The sequence below is a fragment of the Caballeronia pedi genome (genome assembly GCF_001544915.2).
Taxonomy (GTDB): domain Bacteria; phylum Pseudomonadota; class Gammaproteobacteria; order Burkholderiales; family Burkholderiaceae; genus Caballeronia; species Caballeronia pedi.
Genome location: NZ_FCOE02000023.1, coordinates 63,283 through 80,271 on the forward strand (window position 1 = coordinate 63,283; position 16,989 = coordinate 80,271).

The 16,989-nt window shown below is 63.8% G+C and carries 17 protein-coding genes; 6 read left to right on the top strand and 11 right to left on the bottom strand.

Annotated features, from left to right (window positions below):
• The first annotated feature begins 7 nt into the window (after window positions 1-7).
• Genes AWB80_RS27650 through AWB80_RS27665 form a run of 4 tightly spaced genes read left to right on the top strand, consistent with a single transcriptional unit; the run spans window position 8 to window position 4,749 of the window.
• On the top strand, window positions 8-1,582 hold the full coding sequence (locus AWB80_RS27650) for a class I adenylate-forming enzyme family protein (protein ID WP_061177858.1): 1,575 nt from the start codon (window positions 8-10) through the stop codon (window positions 1,580-1,582).
• Window positions 1,579-2,379: a crotonase/enoyl-CoA hydratase family protein gene (locus AWB80_RS27655; RefSeq protein ID WP_061177859.1), complete on the top strand. Its 801-nt coding sequence runs from the start codon at window positions 1,579-1,581 to the stop codon at window positions 2,377-2,379. The genes AWB80_RS27650 and AWB80_RS27655 overlap by 4 nt, the downstream gene beginning before the upstream one ends.
• Before the next feature lie 3 nt (window positions 2,380-2,382).
• Window positions 2,383-3,714: an MmgE/PrpD family protein gene (locus AWB80_RS27660; RefSeq protein WP_061177860.1), complete on the top strand. Its 1,332-nt coding sequence runs from the start codon at window positions 2,383-2,385 to the stop codon at window positions 3,712-3,714.
• Between the two features lie 3 nt (window positions 3,715-3,717).
• Window positions 3,718-4,749, top strand: a complete 1,032-nt coding sequence (locus tag AWB80_RS27665; protein WP_061177861.1) for a GlxA family transcriptional regulator — start codon at window positions 3,718-3,720, stop codon at window positions 4,747-4,749.
• Window positions 4,750-4,754: 5 nt separating this feature from the next.
• Here the strand turns inward: AWB80_RS27665 and AWB80_RS27670 are convergent, their stop codons facing one another.
• A complete protein-coding gene (locus AWB80_RS27670; RefSeq protein WP_061177862.1) occupies window positions 4,755-5,372 on the bottom strand; it encodes a hypothetical protein in 618 nt (205 codons plus the stop codon).
• Between the two features lie 382 nt (window positions 5,373-5,754).
• Between AWB80_RS27670 and AWB80_RS27675 the strand changes: the two genes are divergently transcribed.
• The gene (locus AWB80_RS27675; protein WP_061177863.1) at window positions 5,755-6,918 is read left to right on the top strand and encodes a porin; all 1,164 of its coding nucleotides are present in this window, start codon (window positions 5,755-5,757) and stop codon (window positions 6,916-6,918) included.
• A gap of 51 nt (window positions 6,919-6,969) precedes the next feature.
• Here the strand turns inward: AWB80_RS27675 and AWB80_RS27680 are convergent, their stop codons facing one another.
• Together AWB80_RS27680 and AWB80_RS27685 are read right to left on the bottom strand one after the other, a co-directional pair.
• Complete coding sequence (locus AWB80_RS27680; protein WP_061177864.1) at window positions 6,970-7,335, bottom strand: DUF3331 domain-containing protein; 366 nt, start codon at window positions 7,333-7,335, stop codon at window positions 6,970-6,972.
• Window positions 7,336-7,342: 7 nt separating this feature from the next.
• Entirely contained in the window at window positions 7,343-8,473 is a 1,131-nt protein-coding gene (locus AWB80_RS27685) for a porin (protein WP_061177865.1), read from the bottom strand.
• 375 nt (window positions 8,474-8,848) lie between these two features.
• Between AWB80_RS27685 and AWB80_RS27690 the strand changes: the two genes are divergently transcribed.
• Window positions 8,849-9,400, top strand: coding sequence for a 4-hydroxylaminobenzoate lyase (locus AWB80_RS27690; RefSeq protein WP_061177866.1), 552 nt, complete (start codon window positions 8,849-8,851; stop codon window positions 9,398-9,400).
• 54 nt (window positions 9,401-9,454) lie between these two features.
• Here AWB80_RS27690 and AWB80_RS27695 read toward each other — a convergent pair whose 3' ends face one another.
• The 8 genes from AWB80_RS27695 to AWB80_RS27730 form a co-directional block, all read right to left on the bottom strand.
• Window positions 9,455-10,048: a ProQ/FinO family protein gene (locus AWB80_RS27695; protein WP_061177867.1), complete on the bottom strand. Its 594-nt coding sequence runs from the start codon at window positions 10,046-10,048 to the stop codon at window positions 9,455-9,457.
• 124 nt (window positions 10,049-10,172) lie between these two features.
• Window positions 10,173-10,442, bottom strand: coding sequence for a hypothetical protein (locus tag AWB80_RS27700; protein WP_143328148.1), 270 nt, complete (start codon window positions 10,440-10,442; stop codon window positions 10,173-10,175).
• Between the two features lie 178 nt (window positions 10,443-10,620).
• Window positions 10,621-11,979, bottom strand: a complete 1,359-nt coding sequence (locus AWB80_RS27705; RefSeq protein ID WP_061177869.1) for an MFS transporter — start codon at window positions 11,977-11,979, stop codon at window positions 10,621-10,623.
• A 236-nt stretch (window positions 11,980-12,215) separates the two neighbouring features.
• The gene (locus AWB80_RS27710) at window positions 12,216-13,190 is read right to left on the bottom strand and encodes a LysR family transcriptional regulator (protein ID WP_061177870.1); all 975 of its coding nucleotides are present in this window, start codon (window positions 13,188-13,190) and stop codon (window positions 12,216-12,218) included.
• Between the two features lie 4 nt (window positions 13,191-13,194).
• Entirely contained in the window at window positions 13,195-13,944 is a 750-nt protein-coding gene (locus AWB80_RS27715; RefSeq protein WP_061177871.1) for a gamma-glutamyl-gamma-aminobutyrate hydrolase family protein, read from the bottom strand.
• The gene (locus AWB80_RS27720; RefSeq protein WP_087131644.1) at window positions 13,941-15,167 is read right to left on the bottom strand and encodes an NAD(P)/FAD-dependent oxidoreductase; all 1,227 of its coding nucleotides are present in this window, start codon (window positions 15,165-15,167) and stop codon (window positions 13,941-13,943) included. The genes AWB80_RS27715 and AWB80_RS27720 overlap by 4 nt, the downstream gene beginning before the upstream one ends.
• Before the next feature lie 4 nt (window positions 15,168-15,171).
• Window positions 15,172-15,495, bottom strand: coding sequence for a 2Fe-2S iron-sulfur cluster-binding protein (locus AWB80_RS27725; protein ID WP_061177872.1), 324 nt, complete (start codon window positions 15,493-15,495; stop codon window positions 15,172-15,174).
• A gap of 25 nt (window positions 15,496-15,520) precedes the next feature.
• Window positions 15,521-16,957 carry a glutamine synthetase family protein gene (locus AWB80_RS27730; RefSeq protein ID WP_061177912.1) on the bottom strand — a complete coding sequence of 479 codons (1,437 nt, stop codon included), beginning with the start codon at window positions 16,955-16,957 and terminating at the stop codon, window positions 15,521-15,523.
• Window positions 16,958-16,989: the final 32 nt, after the last annotated feature.

The following is a 16,989-nucleotide window of genomic DNA, read 5'->3' on the forward strand; positions in this document are numbered from 1 at the left end:
ACGCATCATGCTCACGATCACGTCGCTCTTCGAAAACACGGTCGCCAAATATCCGGACCGTACCGCGCTCACCTGCGGCGCCGTTTCACTCACGTATGCGCAATGGAGCGTGCGCGTGCGCCGTCTCGCGCAGGCGCTGTTCGATCTCGGCGTGCGTCAGATGGATCGCGTCGCCATCCTGCAGAAAACCTCCGACGCGACGCCGACCGCCTACATGGCGTGCCAGTTGCTCGGCGCCATCGCGGTGCCGATGAACTTTCGCCTGTCCGCCAACGAAGCCGCGTTCATCCTGCGCGACGCCGGCGCGCGCGCGTTGATCTATGACGATTCGATGCTTCCGGTCGTCGGCAAGATCGAGTATGCGCTGCCGGATCTGCGCACCTATGTGTGCGTCGATAACGGCGCCGACATACCCGCGCATCACCATTCGTTCGAGGCGTTGATCGAACGCGTGCAGCTACTCGATGCACCGCTGCCGCGCCTCGAACCCGGCGATATCTCCGCGCTCGTCTACACGTCCGGCACGACGGGCCGCCCGAAAGGCGCGATCCACACGCACGGCAACGATGTCGCCATCGCGACGAACTGCGTGATGGAGTACAGCCTCACGAGCACCGACGCCGCGCTGCATATCGCGCCGCTTTATCACGTCGGCGGCATGCAGGCGTACTTCGTGCCGCATCTGATGGTCGGCGCGCATAACGTGATCCTGCCGCGCTACGAACCGCTCGCGACCTTGCAGGCGATCGCGCACTACGGCATCACGACGCTCTTCGCCGTGCCGACGCAGATTCAGGACATGCTGTTCCATCCGGACTTCGCCTCGATCGACACGCACAGTCTGCGCATGATCACGACCGGCGGCGCGGCGATTCCGGCAAAGACGATGCAACGCGTGATCGACGAGTTCTGCCCGAACATCTTCAACGGCTACGGCATGACCGAAGCGAGCCTTACGCTGCTGCTGCATCCGCGCGATGCGCTCACGTATCTCGGCTCGTGCGGCAAGCCCACGCTGATCAGCACATGCCGCGTGATCCGCAACGATCCGGAGCGCGTCGTGACGCCCGGCGAGACCGTCGCGGCGGGTGAAGTGGGCCAGTTGATCGTGAAGGGTCCGCAACTCGCATCGGGCTACTGGAACAATCCGGTCGAAACCGACAAGAAGTTCAAGTCGGGCTGGCTCTATACCGGCGATCTCTTCAGCATCGACGAAGCCGGTTACTTCCACTTTCAGGGCCGCGCCGACGACATGATCGTGTCGGGCGGCGAGAACATCTATCCGCGTGAAATCGAAGAGGTGCTGTATCACTGCCCCGGCGTGCAGGAAGCCGCGGTGATCGGCGTTCCCGACGACAAGTGGGGGCAGGCGGTGACGGCGTTCATCGTGCGCAGCGTGGCGACGCTGACGGAAGACGATGTCGTCGCGTTCTGCAAAAGCGGCGACGATCTCGCGCCCTACAAGCGGCCCAAGAAAATCTTCTTCGTCGAGAAACTGCCGCTGAATCCGAGCGGCAAGGTGCTGCGTCACGAACTCGCCGGACCCGTTTATCAAAGCATGCTATCAGGAGCCCCGCAATGAGCGAACCCGTACTGTACGAACAGGACGGCCACGTCGTCACGATGACGCTGAACCGTCCGGAGACGCGCAACGCCATCACCGAACTCGAAGTCGTCGATGCAATCATCGCGTGTCTGGAGCGCGCGCAAGGCGACCTGTCGGTGCGTGCAATCGTGCTGACGGGCTCGGGTCCGGCGTTCTCGTCCGGCGGCAACATCAAGCACATGCGCGATGAAGTCGGCACGTTTTCGGGCACGTCCGCGCATATCCGCGAGAACTATCGGCGCGGCATCCAGCGCATTCCGCGCGCGTTCCATGAACTCGACGTGCCGTGCATCGCGGCGGTCAACGGCCCCGCGCATGGCGCCGGCTGCGATCTCGCGTTGATGTGCGATATCCGCATCGCGGGCGAAAGCGCGCTGTTTGCCGAGAGCTTCGCGAAAGTCGGCATCATTCCCGGCGATGGCGGCGCGTGGCTGCTGCCGCGTGCAGTCGGCCTGTCGCGCGCCAATGAAATGATCTTTACCGGCAAGGCGATCGATGCGAAGCGCGCCGAGCAATGGGGACTCGTGTCGCGCGTCGTGCCCGATGCGGAACTGATGGACACCGCGCTCACGCTCGCGCGCGAGATCGCGAGCAACGCGCCCGATATCCTGCGCATGTCGAAACGCCTCGTGCGCGAGGGGCAACGCATGGACTTGCCGAGTCTGCTGGAACTGTCGGCGGCGTTTCAGGGCATCGCGCATCGCACGGCGGATCATCGCGAGGCGATCGCGGCGACGTTCGAGCGGCGCGCGGCAGTCTATACGGGAGACTGACGGATGGGCACATCCGCCATCGCCTTCATTCATGAACTGACGTTCGACGCGCTGCCTGAACGCGTCATCGAACAAGCCAGATTGTGCGTGCTCGATCTGCTGGGCGTCGCGCTCGCGGGAAGACAGACGGAACTGTCGCGCATCGCGGGCGATCACGCGGCCGAGTTCTTCGCGCCCGCCACGCTGCGCGCGCGCATGCTCTTCGATGGCCGCGCCGCCAGCCCGATCGGCGCCGGTCTCGCAGGCGCGATGACCATCGATAGCTGCGACGGTCACGACGGCCACTCGCAAACCAAAGGACATGTCGGCGTGACCGTGCTGCCGGCGTTGCTCGCGCTCGCCGACATGCGGCCCGGCATGAGCGGCCGCGAGTTTCTCGCGTGCATGGTGCTCGGCTATGAACTCGGTACGCGTGCGGGCATTGCGTTGCACGCGAGCGCCTGCGATTATCATACGTCGGGCGCGTGGAATGCCCTGGCCGCGGCGGCGCTCGCCGCGCGCGTGTTGCCGCTCGACATGCGGCAGACGCGCGAGGCGCTCGGCATCGCCGAGTATCACGGCCCGCGCAGTCAGATGATGCGCTGCATCGATCACCCGACGATGGTGAAGGACGGTTCCGGCTGGGGCTGCATGGCGGGTCTCTCCGCTGCTTTTCTCGCGCAGCGCGGCTTCACGGGCGCGCCGGCGCTCACTATCGAGCAGGACGAAACCCGCAGTCTATGGAGCGATCTCGGCGAGCGCTGGCGCATCATGGAGCAATATTTCAAACCGCAACCGGTCTGCCGATGGGCGCATCCCGCCATCGATGCGGCGCTCGCGCTCAAGTCGAAGCACGGCTTCACGAGCGCGCAGATTCGCGCGGTGAACGTGCGTACGTTTCACCACGCGACGCGTCTCGCGCACGCCGCGCCCGCATCGACGGAAGAGGCGCAATATAGTTTGCTCTTTCCCGTCGCCGTCGCGCTGAAGCACGGCGCGGTGCGTTTCGAGGCGCTTCACGGCGATGCACTGCGCGACAGCGAAGTGCTGCGCCTGAGCCATCTCATTCGCACCGAGGAAGGCGCCGAGTACACGTCGCGTTTTCCGGGCGAGCGCCTGGCCGAAGTGAGCATCGAGCTTGTCGATGGCGAGCGCTTCCACTCTGGCCCGACGCAGGCGCTGGGCGATCCCGACACGCCGCTCGATGAAGCTGCGATCCGCGCCAAGTTCCACGCTTTCGCCGATGCCGCATGCGGCGCGAACATGGCGCATCGACTGGAGCGCACCATCGACGCACTCGACACCGGCGACGTGACGCCCTTGCTCGATCTCGTGCTCGGGTCGATCCGCGTCTAGCGCATGAACGCGAACGACATCCCGCCGACCACGCGCCCGATCAAAACCGGGCGCGCGAGCACATCCATCGTCGGCGATGATGCGGTGACGCAACGCATGGGCTTTTTCCTGGTCCCGCATTTTTCGATGATGGCGCTCAGCTCCGTCACCGAGCCGCTGCGCGCGGCGAATCGCGTGAGCGGCAAGGCGCTGTATAGCTGGCATCTGATGAGCGCGGACGGCGAGCCGGTTTCGTCGAGCTCGGGATTCGCGCTGTTGCCGGACTTCGCGATCACGTCGTCGCCTGAGCTGAGTCATGTGTTCGTCGTCGCGAGCATCGGCGTTTCGAACTATCGCAATGCGCAGGTCTTCGACTTCCTGCGCCGCTATGCCGCGAACGGATCGACGATCGGCGGCATCAGTCTCGGCACGATGATCCTCGCGCGCGCGGGCCTGCTCGACAAGCGCCGCTGCACGATTCACTGGGAAGCGCTCAAGGAACTCGCCGACGAGTTTCCATCGCTCAACGTGAGCCGCGATCTTTATTGCATCGAAGGCGATCGCATGACGTGCAGCGGCGGCACCGCCGCCATCGACATGATGCTCGATCTGATCGCGCGTCAGCACGGGCATCAGCTCGCGGCTGAAGTGGCCGATCAGTTCATCCACACGCGCATGCGCACCGCGCAGGAAAGCCAGAAGATGGCGATTCAATGGCGCTACGGCGTGGAAGACCGGCGCATCGTTCATGCGGTCACGCTGATGGAACAGAACATCGAGCGCCCCATTCCGATGAAGACGATCGCATCGCTCGCCGGCATTTCACCGCGCACTTTCGAGCGCATGTGGATCAAGCATTTCAATGTGCGGCCTTCGCAGTTCTATCTGGAATTGCGGCTGAAGGCGGCGCAAAAGCTGATTCGCGAATCGTCGCTTTCATTGCTCGATGTCGCGATGCAATGCGGCTTCGCGAGCGCATCGCATCTGGGGCGCTGCTACAAGCAATTGTTTTCCAGAACGCCCGGACAGGAACGCGCCGCGAGTGACGCGCGCTGAATGGGTTATCCCGCATCGCCCGCGCTGATCGCCGATTGCATGCTCTTCAATAGCTTCGTCAGATAACGAAGCAAACCGACCGTATCGCCGAATGTCACGAAGCCGGGTTGGACGCCATCGCTGAAAAGCAGCGTGCCGTCCAGCGTATGCTCGACGATCAAGCCCGCGTAGGCCGCATGCGGCATGTATTCGTCGGTGGGAATGCTGAACGTGTTGCCGTTCACCGCGGCATCGCGCACACGCATGAGAAATTGCACTTCGGGCGCGCGCGACGCCGAAAGCCGATGAATATCGAAGTATTCGGCGACCGCGAGAATCGCGTTCGTGCAGGGAACGATCAACGCGAACGCGATGCGCTTGTCGGCGGTGTCGAAGGATGGCCACGACCAGGCCTCCTCCTGCGGCGGATTCTTCATCGGCGTGCCGTCTTCGCTGTGCGTATGTCCTTCCGGATGCGAATGCCGGTGCGCGAGTAGCGACTGCGCCTTGGCGAAATCAGGCGGCGGCGCGCCGCGCTCGATCCAGTCGGACAAGAGGCTTGCGTAGGCCGTCAACGCGGTCAGTTGCGCTTCGATGAAAGCGACGCCGATTCTGCAAGCGTCCGGGTGTTTGCTATCGGGCATGGCGTCTCCTTTTGCTCATTTCCGGCATCTGCAATGCAATCTTTGCGCCCAGTCGAAGTTGGATTTATCGATTGACAGTTAGTTGCGATTCAATTGCGAGAACGTGTTACGCCGCAATGACAATGCTGTGGAAGAAATACTACAGATTGCGTTACGCAAATTTACCAACGCCTGACGACGCGCTATATTGCCAACGCTATAACGCGAAGCAGCGGTCTGGCTGCCTTATCTCGCGAAAGCAGTGACCTCATATCATCACGTCCGACTCGACCTTCAAGCGATTACGCGCGAAGCCGGGATGGCAGCGTTCGCGCTTTGAAAAAGCGTCGAGGCGCTTCCCGAATCGAGCCGCGTCACGCGGACCACACCAAGGAAAAGAAGAATGAAGAAGCACATCGTAGCGGCGGCGGCACTCGGCATGTTTGCCATGTTCAGTGGCGCAGCGCATGCGCAAAGCAGCGTCACGCTGTACGGCATCATCGACGCCGGTATCACGTATGCGAACAAGGTCGCGACGGCCGGTGGCCACGACAGCGTCGTGAAGTACGCCGACGGCGTCGCGCAAGGCAGCCGCTGGGGCCTGCGTGGCACGGAAGATCTGGGCGGCGGTCTCAAGGCGATCTTCGTGCTCGAAAACGGCTTCAACAGCGGCGATGGCACGCTCGGCCAGGGCGGCGCGGAATTCGGCCGTCAGGCGTATGTCGGTGTATCGAAGAATGAGTTCGGCTCGCTGACCTTCGGCCGTCAATACTCGTTCTCGACCGATTATCTCGGCGGCAGCTACACGATGGGCAGCCAGACGCCCGCCGGCAACTACGCGTATCACATCAACGATCTGGATCAACTGACCTCGAGCCGCATCAACAACGCGGTCAAGTTCAGCAGCGCCAATTTCTACGGCGTGACGTTCGGCGCGATGTACGGCTTCTCGAACTCGACGAACTTCGCGGGCTCGCCCACGACCGGAACCGGCGCGACCGCGGTGCAGGGTTCGTCGAGCGCGTACAGCTTCGGTTTGAACTACGCGCAGGGACCGCTCGGCATCGGCGCGGCGTACACCAAGCTGCGTTATCCGAATGCCGCGACGCCGGCGTTCAGCGTGAGCATCGCCAACGTGAACACGCTCGGCCTGCATGATCTGGAAACCTTCGGCGTCGGCGCGCGTTACTCGATCGCCGCCGCAGTGATCTGGGCAAACTGGACGCACACGATGTTCCATCAGATCACGGCCGGATCGTCGACGCTGAACAACTATGAAGTCGGCGGCAAGTATGCGTTCACGCCGGCACTCAGCGCGGGCGTCGGTTACACGTTCTCTGACCTCAGCGGCAACTTCGACGGACGATGGAATCAGTTCAACGGCGTGGTGGACTACGCACTGTCCAAGCGCACCGACGTCTATGTGATTGGCGCGTATCAGAAGGCATCCGGCAGCAACCGCGGCGTGCCGGTGCAGGCGGAAATCGGTTCGGCATCGTCGTTCATCGGCAACGCGGGCGCGAACACGCAGTTCGTGACGCGCGTCGGCCTGCGTCACAAGTTCTGATCGACGTTTGATTCAATGGAAGCGCGATGCCCATAAGGCATCGCGCTTTTTTTATTCCTTCGATGCGCAACGCAGGCTCGCCGCCGCGATCATCGCGCCCGCGTTGCCCGGCGGCGGCGACCCGTTGCGCGGACTAAAAACGGGATCGCCCGCCTCGATCGGCCGCCCTGTCAGCACGCACGTTCCCGCCGTGCGCGCGCATCGCACGCGCCACGTCTGATAGCCGTAGTGTCCCGTGCTCGCATCGCACCATGAGACGGTCAGCGTGCGCGTCGTCGGCGTATCGAGCACGCGCACGATGGGCTGGCTGCATCCGTCCCAGCATCGCGCGATACGGTGCGTGATCTTCGCGCCGGTCCCGCGCGCGCCGATATCGTCCACCGTTCTGAGCCACGCGTCGACGTGCTTGTGCGTCATCGGTCTGTCAGAACGCGTGCCTCACGCCGACGATCGCGCCCAGTTGCCCGATGCCGGCCGCGGGCGTCGTGCCGCCACCGCCCGCGCTCACCGAGTAGCGCGCTTTCGCGCTGTTCCACAAGTACGCGACGTTGCCGTACACCGCTGTCCGCTTCGAGAGGAAATACGTCGCGCGCAGGCTCGCCACCGTCGCGCGCGTGTCGTGTTGCTGAACGATCACGCGATACCCTTCTCCATCGACGACGAACGCCGGCGTCACGTAGTACTGCGCGCCGAGGTAGAAGAGATTCGAGCGCACGCTGCCGCCCGCGCCCTCCGTTTCCACGCGACGTCCGATCCATCCGCCGCCGATCTTCACGCCCATTACGTTCACATAGCCGTTCGCCTGCAGACGCGCGTCCTTGTCGCTGCCCGACGCGATCGCGAAAGGCGGTACGCCGTCGAAAAAATTCGCGGCTGCGCTGGTGCCGCCGTGTTGCTCGTCGTAGGCAGTGGCGATGCCGAAATACGTGCCGTCGTATTTGAGCATCGCGCTCCATTCGCGGCATTGATTGACATCGCCCGGCACGGGGCCGAAGCAGGTGCCCTGCCCCGGCGAGTTGCCGGTGCCCGCGCTGTCGCGCCCGAACGAATACGAAGCGCCGAGCGTCACGCCATGAAACTTGCCCTTGTAGGCGACGGTGTTGTCGCTTCTTCCATTCGGCAGAAACGCATCCAGCGCGCCGATACCGTAGATGTCCGGGCCGAGGATATCGGCATCGGCCATCGCCCAGTAGGTCATCGTGTACTGACGCCCGAACGACAGCGTGCCCCACGGCCCTTCCAGACCGATGAACGACTGTCTGCCGAAGAGCCTCCCGCCTTGTCCCGAATCGCCGGCGCGCACGTTGAATCCGCTTTCGAGCACGAACACGGCCTTGAGCGCGCCGCCGAGATCTTCCACGCCACGCATGCCCCAGCGCGAAGGCACTTCCCCCGTGATGCCCGGCATGCGCACGATGTGATCTCCCGCAGCATTCGCGTGCGACACGTATTCGACGCCCGTGTCCATCAAGCCATACAGCGTGACACTGCTTTGCGCGAATGCGGACGCGCTGAACAACGCCGCGATCGATATCGCGTATCGGCCAAATCTCATGAACTCTCCTGTGTCTCCGTCGATTCGTTCGGATGACGAATCTTATGTCGATGGTTTAAACCATCGCGAAGAGCTTAGGGATCGAGTCTGAAGCCGGCAACGGGGGAGACAGCGAATCTCGCGCCGATGAAAAGCGAGGCAAGGCGTGTTGTTGCGTCGATGCCCGCGATCGGATGCATTCTCTTTTGTTCAGCGGCGCAAATGCCAACAAAAATTGCTGCGCACGCATCACACGCGCTTGTGTGAAATGTATTCAACCCTGTCTTGAACGAAATCGCGACTTGCACGGCGTTCACGTTTGCCTTGCAACAACTTCGCTTCTAACGCGCAAGTCGCTATGGCATCGTGCCTTCATTCGAATCAAGGAGAAGATCGATGGCCCCGACTCAAGCCGCACAAAGCAGCAAGGAAGCGCTCGTCGCGCGATGCCTGCCCTTTCTCGAAGAGGTCAAGGACATGACGACGGACACGAACGTCGAGCAATGGCTCAACACTCGATACGGCATGGATAGCGCGCTATACAACGATCTCGCGCGGCTGATCAGGCTCGGCGTCGAGGAAGGATGGGCGGCGGATGTCGAAATCTCCGGCCCGCGATATCGGCGCGCGCGTCTCGTCGCGCCGTGTCCGGAGACGTTCTTCTTCAGCATCACCGCCGTTCTGATGGACAGCACGGGCAACGAGCAGAGCAATCCGGAAGGCAGCTTCCGCGGCGACTATCACGCGCACCCGTATGGGGAATTCAACATGGTCGTGCCGCTCGATGAAGGCGCGGCGCTCGCGGGTCCAAACGGATGGTGTCATGGCGGCTGGACCGCACCCGCGCCGGGAAGTCATCACTATCCGGAAGCGAAGGGCGGCGCGGTGATCGCGCTGTTCTTTCTACCGGCCGGGCGAATCTCATACGACATCGCGCCGCCGCGATGAGACCTTCGCAAAAATAGAAAACGCCGCGCGGCAGACTGCGCGCGGCGTGTCGTGTTACTTGGCGGATTCCGCCGTCTTGGCCGATTCCGCCGTCTTCGCCGATTCCGCCGTCTTCGCCGATTCCGCTGGCTTCGGAGCCGCAGCGGACCGCGCAAGGCGATTCGCTTCCAGATAGCCGGCGCGTTCCGCATCCGCCGACGATACTTCGCCCGCCTGGCCGCCCGTCAGATCGATTCGAGGCGCGCCCTGCACGAGACAGGTCCAGTAACGGTTGCCACGGCACCAGACCTTGATCGCGCCACGCAATTCCTTCTCGTCGAGGCCGAGTTCCGCCGCATGTTTCACGAGGTCTTCGAAAATACCGACCTTGAGCGGAACCTTGGGCGCGGGATTCTTCGGAAATGCGAGCGGAAACCGCTTTTGCAGCTTGCCGATCGTGTGGACGACCGGATCCACCGGTTTCGATGGCGTCGCCGGCTTTTGCGCTGCCGCCGGCTTCGACGGATTCACCGGCTTTGCCGAGGCCGCCGGCTTTGCCGAGGCCGCCGGCGCGGGACGCCGCCCGCGCGGCGCCTTTTTCTCCGCTGCCTTGCTGGCAGCCTGTTTCTCGAGTTGCTTTTTCAGTCCGGCGAGTTGTTCGAAACCCATCACATCGTGCCCGTAAAAAACGTTGCGGGGATTTTAACAGCCTCCGATGACACCTACTCGCACGGCACCCGGCGGCCTTATCGGACGAGCTTACTCTTCCGATAGGCCGTCAGGGACATGACGCTCACTGTCCGCCACCCGAATAGGCGTTGCAGAACGGCCGCGGGTTGCATCCGAGCGCTGCGCCGCCAGACCACGTCGACGCGTTTCCGCTGGCGCTTTGACCGGCGGCCGCGCCGCCATAAGCGGCGTCGCCGGAAGGCGTCGCGCTCTGCGCGCTCTGCTGGCGCGGCGCGGGGATGGACTGCAAGGTGTCGGTGGTCTCTTCGGCCTGAGCCAGGCTTCCGAGCGTGCAGACGGCCACGAGCGTGGCCGAAACGAGAACGATCTTCATGACTTCCTCCTTCAACGAAGGCTTGCTGCCGATGCGTGTGCGCGGCGTGCGCGCACACTTCAACCATATACCTCGGCGCGTGCGAAGGGTAATGCCTTCATGTCATGCATCCGGGCCGTCGTTTCGAATTCGAGCATGAACGTTCGACATATCGGCGACGAAGACCCGCATTGCATCGTCAATGCGCGAGCGGCTGGGTATCCGCGACTTCGGTCGTCGCGCGAGGACTCGCCACCTGCTTGAGCAGCAATGCGACGCACGATGCCGCGCCCGCCATCGCCACGACGGTGAAGATGCCCGGCAGGCTCATCTGCTGCCGCGAAAGCTCGGCGACCAGAAACGAGCCCGCGATGCCACCGAACCGGCCCACGCCCAGCATCCACGCGACGCCGGTGCCGCGTCCCGAGGTCGGATAGAACGCCGCCGCAAGCGCGGGCATCGAAGCCTGCGCGGTATTCACGAGCGCGCCCGCCACGAAGACCGCGCACACGAGCCAGCCGAGATTGCCGACCGCCTGTCCGATCGCGTACACGCTCACCGCGCCGAGCGCATACGCGCCAGCCACGACGCCGTTCGGATTGAAGCGGTCCATCAGCATGCCGCACAGCACCGTGCCCGCGCCGCCGAGCGGAAAGAGCGCGGAAATCAGCGCCGCGCGCTGTGGGCTCAGGCCCGCATCCTTCAGCAACACCGGCATCCAGTTGATGAGGCCGTAGAAGATCACGAGGCCCATGAAATAGCACAGCCACAGCATCAGCGAACCGAATACATGCGTGCGCGACAGCACGATGCGCGCCCCGCCGCTGCCCGCTTCAGGTCCGGCGGTCTCACGCATCACGAACGTTTCCGCCGCCGCGACGTGCGGCGCGATGCGCGTCAGCACCTTGCGAATGCGCTCGACAGGCTTCTGCTTCGACACCATGTACTGGATCGATTCCGGCAGCGCGAGCACGAGCACCACCGCCAGCAACAACGGCACCGCGCCGCCGAAATGCAGCACGCTGCGCCAGCCGAAGTGCGGAATCATCCAGGCCGCGAGAAAGCCACCGAGTGCCGCGCCCAAAGGAAAGCCGCAGAACATCAGATTGACGATGGTCGCGCGGCGGCCATTCGGGCAGAACTCGCTCATCAACGTGACGGCGTTCGGCATCGCCGCGCCGAGGCCCACACCGGTCACGAAGCGCAGCGCGGTCAACGAAGTAAGATCGCTCGCCTGGCCCGAAGCGAGACACGCCACGCCGAATATGAACACCGCCGCGATCAGCACGCCGCGCCTGCCCCAGCGATCCGCGAGCGGCCCGGACAACAGCGCGCCGCATGCGAGCCCGAAGAGCGCCGCGCTCAGCACGGGCGCGAGCGCCGCGCGGCTCAAATGCCATTCGCCGACGAGCGAAGGCGCAATGAAGCCGATCGCGGCGGTATCGAAACCATCCATCAATACGATCACGAAGCACATCGCGAATACGAGCCATTGATAACGCGAAAACGGCCGTGCGTTGATGAGCGCCTGTACATCGACAACCTTTGTCTCTTCCATAGCATCCTCTCTGATCGACAGGCGCCCAGATTACGAGCGCGCATACCGGCGAACAACCCGGCAAGTTACGAACGCGCGGCGCGCAGCGCGCACCAACGCCTCGCGACGTTGCTCGCGATGTCACCATTTCGAATGAAAAAGCCCTTGTTTCAGGGACTTTCGACGACGTTCACACGCGCGCGCTCAGCAGCGCGCACGCAGTGAATCCTTTGCATGACGATCTTGCATGCCGCGCATCAGCGGCTTCGCACTTGCCGCGATACGTCGATGAGTTGCTGCCTGAGCCATTGCAGCCCGGGGTCGGCATCGTTGCGTTCGTGCCAGACGGCGCGCACGGTCACATCGGGACATGTATAGGGCGTCGCGCACATCTTCAGTTCACCGCTGCGTTCCAGTTCGCGGCCGAGCGACGACGGCACCAGCGCGAGCATGTCGCTATGACGCAGCAGCGCGGGAATCGCGAGCGAATGCGCGACGGCCATGCGCACGCGCGGCACATCGGCGCTATCGGCGAAGCCACGGTTGAGCGCATCGCGATCGAACATCTCCGATTGCCGCGCGAGTCCCCGTTCGACGATGAAGCCGCTCACCGCGCCCTCTTCCTCGCCGCCCTGCGATACCGCAACGAGTGGATAGGTCAGCAGATCCTCTCGCGTGAGCGGCCGCTCCGCGATCGCGTGCTCGCGATGCAGCAGCAGCACGTCGGTCTGCGCCCACACATCGATCGAGCGAAAGCGACGCGGCACATCGGCGAAAATCCCGATCGCGATGTCGATGCGGCCGACATCGATCTGGCCCGCGAGATCGAGGCGCGTCGACGGCCGCACCACGATATCCACGAGCGGCGCTTCCGCGCTCAGACGCTGGCTGAGCCGCCCGAGCAGCAGCGCCGTGATGTAGTCGTTCGCGGCCAGCACGAACGTGCGTCGCGCGATCGCCGGATCGAAGGTGTCGACGCCCAGCGCCGCCTTGATCTGCGCGAGCGCGCCGCGCACCTGTGTCGCCATGGCGAGTGCGCGCACGGTGGGCTCCATGCCGCGCCCGGTACGCACGAAGAGATCGTCGCCGAGCACGTCGCGCATGCGACCGAGCGCATGACTGATCGCCGATTGGCTAAGGTGCAGGCGCTTGCCCGCCAGCGCCAGATTGCGGTCTTCGAAAATGGCGTCGAAGACGCGCAGCAGATTGAGGTCGATACGCTCGGCCGACATCGCGTCACGCCTCGCCGCGCGTCGCGTAGCGTCTGCAACTCGCGCCGAATGACTCGAACAGCGCGCGGGAAAGCGCATCGCTCGAAACCATCGCTTCCGGATGCCATTGCACGCCGAGCGCGAACGGATGCGCTTCGAGCCGTATCGCTTCGATCAGCCCATCCGGCGCGCGCGCCTCGACCGCCAGTTGCGGCGCGAGCTTGGCCACGCCCTGACGATGCAGCGAGTTCACCTGCACGCGCCGCGCGCCGCCCGCGAGCGTCGCCAACGCGCCGTCATCGGCGAGTTCGATTTCATGACGATAGCGATAGCGCGCGAGCAATGCTTCGCGTTTGTCTTCGAGATGATCTTCCGAATGCCCCGACGCATGGATGTCGGGATGCAAGGTGCCGCCGAACGCGACGTTCATCTCCTGAAAGCCGCGGCAGATGCCGAAGAGCGGCATGCCGCGCGCCGCCGCGCCGCGCATCAGTTCCAGCGCGACATGATCGCGGTCGGGATCGACGAGCATGTCCGCGTCGTCCGCGCCGCCGTACAGGCGCGCTTCGACATTCGACGCGCCACCGGGAAACAGCAGGCCGTTCACGCCGTCGAGATAGTCCGCGACCGCTTCGACATCGCGCGATGCCGGAATCAGCACCGGGCTGACTTGCGCGCACGTCATCAATGCGCGGACATAGCTGTGCTTCGCACTATGCAGATCGTATTCGCCGACGAAAAACCGGTCGCACACGACACCGACAAGCGGCTTCATTGCGCCGCTCCTTTCAGATCGAACGCGGGATCTTCCGCTTCGTGCGGCGCCAGCTTGACGCTCTGAGCGAGCAGCTTGCGCGCGAGCATATGCTCCTGCGGACGATTGATGCTGTCCACCGCGATCAACGCATCGCCGCGAAAGTAGAAGATCGAGAACTTCTTCTCGTCGACGGACCCGCGCAACGCATGATGCGTGAAGCCCGAGTGAATGCCCGCCATCTGCAGCTTGAGATCGTATTGATCGGACCAGAACCACGGCACCACGCGATACGGCTGCGGCCGCCCGACGATCGCGAGCGCCGCGACTTTCGCCATGTCGTTTGCGTTCTGCACCGATTCGATGCGGCTCGCGCGCGAGCCGGGTGGCGCCCAGTGCGGCACGAACGCGGCGCAATCGCCCGCGGCGACGATCGCCGGATCGCTCGTGCACGCGCATTCGTCGACGACGATGCCGCCCGCCACCGCCAGGCCGCACTCCGCCGCGAGCTCGGTATTCGGAATCACGCCGATGCCGACCACGACGAGATCGCACGGCAGATGCGTATCGTCATCGAGCACGACGGACACTGCATCGTCGAGCGGCTGTAGCGCGACCACCTTGCGCCCGAATTCGAAGGCGACGCCCTTATCGGCATGCGCGCGCTGCATGAACGCCGACATCCACGGCGACGCGACGCGCGCCAGCAGGCGCGCCTCCGTTTCCACGACCGTCACGTCGATGCCGTGCTGACGCAGCGACGCCGCCGCTTCGAGTCCGATATATCCGCCGCCGATCACCACCGCGCGCCGCGCCGCGCGCGCCGTTTGCGCGAGACGCCGCGCATCGCGCAGATCGCGCAGGTAGTGAACGGCATCGAGCGTCGCGCCGGGACAATCGAGCTTGCGCACGCGCGCGCCGGTGGTGAGCGCGAGATGATCGTAGGCAATACGCGTGCCGTCATGCAGCTCGACTTCACGTTGCGCGCGATCGATATTCGTTGCGCGCATCGACGGCATCCATTCGATTTTCTCTTCATCGAAAAAGGCCTGCGAGCGCAACGGCAAACGCGCTTCGCTGAAGCTTCCGGTGAGAAATCCTTTGGATAGCGGCGGACGCTGATACGGCGCATCGGCCTCGTCGCCGATCAGCACGATGCGTCCGTCGAAGCCGGCTTCGCGCGTGGCCGCCGCGAGCTGAACTCCCGCATACGACGCACCGACGATCACGAGCGTCTGATTCATGGTTTCACCCCTGTCTTTGCGGAATCTGTACGACGAGCCCGTTCATCGCGGCGCTCATCACGAGTTGGCAACTCAGTCGGCTTTCAGGCCGCCGCTCCGCTGCGACGCCATCCAGCAATTCGAGCTCCGATTCGTCGGGCGACGGAAGATCCGCCGTCGACGATGCATCGATATAAACATGACACGTCGCGCAGGACAAGCAGCCGCCGCATTCCGCGTCGATGCCGCGCACGTTGTTGTGAATCGCGGCCTCCATCACGCTGGTGCCGTCGGGCACGTCGATGTCGCGGCGCGTGCCGTCGCGCAAGATGACCGTAACGATAGACATGATATTTCTCCTTGAGTGCGCGCCGTCAGAACGCGTCGAAGTATTCGCGGTGTTCCCACTCGGTGACTTCCAGATTGAAGCGGTCGATTTCCGCCTGCTTCAGCTTGCAGAAGTAGTCGATGAACGCGCTGCCGAAGCCTTCGCGCAGGCATTCGTCGGTGCGCAGCGCGTCGAGCGCATCGCTCAAGGTGCGCGGCAGCGCTTGCGCGTGCGCCTCGTAGGGCGTATCCGCCGAGGGCGGCAATTCGAGCTTGCGCTGCATGCCGTCGAGACCCGAGATCACTTGCGAGGCGAAGTACAGATAAGGATTCGCGGTCGGTTCGCCCACGCGATTCTCGATGCGGCTCGCCGGATCATTCACGCCGCCGAGCACGCGCAGCATCACGCCGCGGTTGTCGCGCCCCCAGCTCGCACGATCCGGCGCGTTCGAATACGGCCGGTAGCGCCGATAGCCGTTGATCGTCGGCGTCGAAAGCGCGGTCGCGCCTTGTGCGTGCGCAAGCAGTCCCGCGAGATAGCGTTGTCCGGCGATCGACAAGGGTTCGGACGCATCGCCGGGCATGAACGCATTCGCGCCATCGCCCGCATGCACGAGCGATTGATGCAGATGCCATCCGCTCGACACGACATTCGGAATGCGCGGACGGCACATGAAGGTCGCGTGATAGCCGTTACGCTGGCAGATCTGCTTCACCGCGCTGCGAAAAAGCACCATGTCGTCCGCGCTCTTGATGCCCTTGGCCGGCGCGAACGTGAACTCGAACTGGCTCGGACCGTATTCGACTTCGAGCGAACGCACGCCCAGACCGAGCGCGTCGACATTGCGCCGGAGGAGTTCCATCACGTCGTCGACGGCGTCGTAGCGCAACTCCGTCAGATACTGATAACCATGCGACAGCAGTTCGACATCGGGCGGCAAGCCGGGTTGTCCCGAATGCTCGGGCTTCATGTGCGGATCGGTGACCTTGAAGACATGAAACTCCACTTCGAGGCCCGACACGAAGTCATAACCGTGATTCGATAGCCGGTCGAGCGCGCGCCGGAAAAGCTGTCGCGTGCTGAACGGCACCGGCAAGCCGTTGGCGAAATGCACGTCGCACAGCACCCATCCCGTATGCGGCGCCCACGGCAGCACGCGAAACGTGTCCGGGTCGGCGACCATCAGCGTGTCGCATGCGCCCTGCATCTCGGGCATGTCGAAGCCGCCGCCCGCCGTGAACACCGGAAACACCGTGCGATGCGAAGTGTCCTTGGCGAAGAGCGTCGTCGTCAGCGTGACGCCGCTTTTCATCGCCTTGATCGCTTCGTCGACGACGAGCGTCTTGCCGCGCAACAGGCCGTGCTGATCGGGAAACGAGAAGCGTACGACCTTCACATCGCCCTGTTTCAAACGTTCGACGAGTCCGGCATACGCGGCGTGCTGCGTGTCCGTCCACAAACCATGAGTTTCTACGAAAGACATGTGTGTTCCGCGCGGCAGCATCGGCGCCGCGC